The organism is Hyphomonas sp. UBA3601 (assembly GCF_002375605.1).
In the GTDB taxonomy this organism is placed as follows: Bacteria; Pseudomonadota; Alphaproteobacteria; order Caulobacterales; family Hyphomonadaceae; genus Hyphomonas.
This window is the reverse complement of record NZ_DFME01000126.1, coordinates 19,479-22,210: the sequence shown is the minus strand read 5'-3', so window position 1 is coordinate 22,210 and position 2,732 is coordinate 19,479. Positions and strand designations below refer to the sequence as shown.

The following is a 2,732-nucleotide window of genomic DNA, read 5'->3' as shown; positions in this document are numbered from 1 at the left end:
GCGGACATTGGCATCGCCTTCGATGGCGATGCCGACCGCGTTATCGTGATTGATGAGCTGGGTGAAGAAGTGGATGGCGATCAGGTCATGGCGCTCATCGCGGGCGAACTTCATCGCGCCGGCCGTCTCAAGGGCGGTGGCATGGTCGCCACGATCATGTCGAACATGGGGCTTGCCGAATATCTCAAGGGGCTGGATCTCACCCTCGCCCGTACCAAAGTGGGCGATCGCTATGTCGGCGAACATATGCGCCAACATGGTTTCAATCTGGGCGGCGAACAGTCCGGCCATATCATTCTGTCCGACGTCTCGACCACAGGCGACGGCCTGCTAGCGGCACTCCAGGTGCTGAAAACGCTCGCCTCCAGTGATCGGCCCGCTTCCAGTATCATGCGGGTGTTTGAGCCTGCACCCCAGGAATTGGTCAACATCCCCTTCAATGGCTCCAATCCCCTTGAAAGCTCAGGCGTGGGCGATGCCCTGACGCAAGCGGACGAGCTGTTGGGCGAACGCGGCCGTATGGTTGTACGCAAATCTGGCACAGAACCCCTGATCCGAGTCATGGCTGAGGCCCTGGATGAAGAACTGATGCACCGTGCGCTTTCGCTAGTGGTCGCTGCAGTTCAGGCCGAGGCCTGAAGTATATTTGACGCGACCCGCGCGCGAAGTCTCTGAAGCAAAACGGTTTTTCTGTCCCGATAAGTCTTTGTCAGTATTTTCCCCATATAACCTATATTGTATCGGGGGACGTATAATGACGTTTGACGCGCGAGGCGGGGAAAAATCAGCAGGCGGAAACACGCTTGTTTTCGGAGCGATCACCCTGGCCGTTGTAGCAGGCGCATTCTTCGCTGTGCTCAACTTGCCTCAATCCGCAAACCACGCTGCGCCGGGAAGCGCTCACACGCTTGCTCGGATGCAAGACGCCGCCACCACCACAAAGATGGAATATCCGGAGTTCTCTGGAAAATCGGCCAGGTCATTCCTGTCCGCCCTCAGCCGCGTCGATCCCGCGGCACGCGCAAATCTTGATCGGCGGCTCGCCAAAGCCGACGCATACGATCATACGAAAATTGCCATCGAAGAGGCTGGCCAGGTATTGGCTCGGCACAAGTCGGACTTGGCAAAGGCTGATATGCGCCATGTCGATGACTGGCTGGATATGACCCGTTCACAGCTCAAGAGCGCATCGCGTTCCGGGCATCGCTGGTGTGCCGGCAGCCGATATCAGGACTTCAACACAGCGTCAGGCCTGTCGGGTCAGATGGCCGCTGCGTCCGACCTCGCAGATCTTGGCTCCGAACTGACTGACTATTCGTTTGCGTCAATCAGTATAGCGCTCTTGGCCATTGAAGACGCCCAAACGCGTCCCGTGAAGCACGGCAACTTGACATCTCGCGATGAAGCGGCACTTCAAGGCGTCGCGATGTCCCTGATGTCGGATCCACAAATCATGCCACTCCTAATGGCCTCCGGACCGGAAGGTCCGTCGAAGTCAGCGCTGGCTTCTCTCGATATGTGCCAATTGGGCGCGACTGCCGTAACCGCGCTGAAAACCCTGCCCCAGGGGACCAAGGGCCGCGCATTTGCTGAGATGGTTCGCTCTGCGGATTTCAGCGGTGGAGACCTCAGCCAGTTAAAGAGCTTGTCGAGCTTTTGAATGACCGGCGCTGCACGCCAGACTGTTCCAGTCGCCATTCCAGCACATCCAGCCGGTCCTGGCCGAAGAAGGCCTCCCCTTCGAACACCATCAGCGGCACACCCCAATGATGCGGATCCTGAGCAGCCTGGTTCTCGGCAATCAAGCCTTCGAGCCGGTCCTTCTCTGCTTCCTGCCGAGAGTCCAATTCGGCGAGGTCAAACCCTGCACGCGCGGCAGCTTCAACCAGAGCAGTCCCTTCGGTCCAAGCCCCTCCTGACCAGATCAGGCTGGAGACCTCATCCATGAAGGCCCAGCCCTCGGCGTCGCCGATCTCACAAGCAAGAATCCCCATTCGGGTCAGCCGACCAATATGCGGCTGGTCCGGTGAAATCTCGCGGGTCATCATGTTCATGACGACAGGATCCGGATTGAGCGCTCCGAGCGGTAGCCCCAGATATTGCGACAGACGGACAATATCCCTCATCAGATAGGGCACCCATTGCGGCCGTATTTCGGAGAAGAATTCCGGCGTTCGAATGGCAATCGGATAGACTGGTCGCGGACGCACCCGTACATCCCAGGCATTGCTCATGCTGCGAAGGCGCTTGGTCGCAAGATAGGAATAGGGCGAACGAAACGACCAGAAGACGTCTATGGTTTTCATATCGTCATCTTGGCGGCGTATTGCCGTCTTCACAAGGCCGGAATTTACCCCCATTTAGCCTGTCATGGGCTTCGATGATACCTTCCGCCAATTCATGGACAAATTCCAGATGCCGGACTTTTCCGCTGTAGACTGGAAAGGTTCGGTCGATCGTCTGCGCCAGCAATTCTATGTCGCCAGTCGCGCGATCGAGCGTGATGCGCCGGAGATGGCAAATATCTCGCTGATCACCATCCCCGGCCCCGGCGGGCCGATGAAGGCACGTATCTACACCCCCCTCGGCGCAGGCATTCCGCCCGGTCCGGGAATCATTTTCTTCCATGGCGGCGGCTTTGTGCTCGGCGACCTGGACAGTCATGACATGATCTGCAAGCGGCTGGCTGAAGGCGCACGCTCCAGGGTGATCGCGATCGACTACCGGCTCGC

General features: G+C 58.3%; 3 protein-coding genes and 1 pseudogene. 3 read left to right on the top strand and 1 reads right to left on the bottom strand.

The annotated features are described in order from the left end of the window. Nucleotides 1–639, top strand: a pseudogene (gene glmM, locus B4F73_RS13805) (phosphoglucosamine mutase); the annotation flags it as partial. A gap of 115 nt (nucleotides 640–754) precedes the next feature. Further along, complete coding sequence (locus tag B4F73_RS13800) at nucleotides 755–1,660, top strand: hypothetical protein (protein WP_290480233.1); 906 nt, start codon at nucleotides 755–757, stop codon at nucleotides 1,658–1,660. Here B4F73_RS13800 and B4F73_RS13795 read toward each other — a convergent pair. Beyond that, nucleotides 1,629–2,306 (bottom strand): 2-hydroxychromene-2-carboxylate isomerase, encoded by a 678-nt coding sequence (locus B4F73_RS13795; protein ID WP_290481139.1) that lies wholly within the window; start codon nucleotides 2,304–2,306, stop codon nucleotides 1,629–1,631. The two genes, B4F73_RS13800 and B4F73_RS13795, sit on opposite strands and share 32 nt — an antisense overlap. A 64-nt stretch (nucleotides 2,307–2,370) precedes the next feature. Here B4F73_RS13795 and B4F73_RS13790 point away from each other — a divergent pair. Beyond that, on the top strand, nucleotides 2,371–2,732 hold a 362-nt coding region (locus tag B4F73_RS13790; RefSeq protein WP_290483550.1), incomplete at its 3' end, for an alpha/beta hydrolase fold domain-containing protein.